General features: G+C 39.8%; 1 protein-coding gene. It reads right to left on the bottom strand.

The window, feature by feature from the left end:
- Nucleotides 1-20: 20 nt before the first annotated feature.
- Complete coding sequence (locus tag FTV43_RS15560) at nt 21-1,172, bottom strand: IS4-like element ISAbe18 family transposase (protein WP_096901158.1); 1,152 nt, start codon at nt 1,170-1,172, stop codon at nt 21-23.
- Nucleotides 1,173-1,270: the final 98 nt, after the last annotated feature.

Here is a 1,270-nt window from a genome sequence, read left to right as displayed (position 1 = left end):
CATTGCTGTCCCACAATTTTTCACAAGAGGAAGCTCATTTGAGCTTCCTCTTGTTTTATGGGTATTTTATCGGGTGAAAATAAAGCTTTTAAAGTTCTTCTTTCAAACAAATTCACTTGAATTATTCTGAGTAAACGTTGAACTGTCCAACCTGTTTTTCCTAAATGTCGAGCGAAACTCACCAATAAATAGGCGATCATCGCAATCCAGATTTGTGTCTGAATTGCGTTCCTGCTGCGGCCTAGAAACGCTTTTAATTTGAGATTCTGCTTAATCGCCTTAAAGAACAGCTCAACTTTCCAACGATCTTTATAAATCGCCGCAATGGTGGAGGCGGCTAAATGAAAGTTATTGCTGAGAAAGCTAAAGTGCTTGCCACTTTGCTGATCTCTATATTCAATTCTTCTTAACACTGGGGCTTTTCTTTTTAGGGCATGTGCGCTATTCAGCTGAATGGTTTCATCTTTTAGAATACCTTTGGATTCAAGCACTGGATGTTGCTGGATCACCTGATACACAGATTTAGGCCTAAAACGTGTGACAAATCCAATGTTTTGAGCAGTCAGATTTGCATACCATTGGTAATCGACATAGCCTTTATCAAAAACTACAATGCTGCCAGCAGGAAACTGGAATTTGCGGCCTTGTACCATGTCATTTTCTTTGCCATTTTCAACTGCAACAAACTCAGGAATATCATTGCTGTGATTCAATCCTATACTGAGTTTCATGCTGGCTTTTGAGTCGTGAACTTTGGCCCATTCACATAAGGAAAGCGACAGGTCAATATGACTGGCATCCAAGGAATACAAGGGATTCTTAAAGCGAAATTTATGAGCTACTTTTGAGTGTTCATAGTATTTAAGCAACTTGTAAAATAGCTGTTGATACAAGGTAGCAGGCTGCTGCTCATTGATTCGTGCCAGCGTGCTTCGGGGAATAGACTTTGCTCCGAGATGACTTAGCTTTTCCTGTTGGCACTCCAAATTGGATTGAATATCTCTCAGACTTTGCCTACAAGAGAATTGAGACATCAATATGGCAATAAACTGATCCCACCGGGAAGCCGCTCTAAATTTCTGTCCAACATGGTGTACTTTAGCAAGTTGTTCAAAATCCTGTCGCACAACAGGTTTAATTAGCTCATGAAATACGGTATTCTGATGTGACAAAACCTGAATCCTGGTCGTTAAAGTGTTTGTTTGCACTCATATTTTAACTGTTAGGACTCAGGTTTTTTTATTTAAAGCAAACTATGGGACAGCAGTGG

The organism is Acinetobacter sp. YH16053 (assembly GCF_013417035.1).
Taxonomy (GTDB): Bacteria; Pseudomonadota; Gammaproteobacteria; order Pseudomonadales; family Moraxellaceae; genus Acinetobacter; species Acinetobacter towneri.
This window is presented reverse-complemented; position numbering and strand designations above follow the sequence as displayed.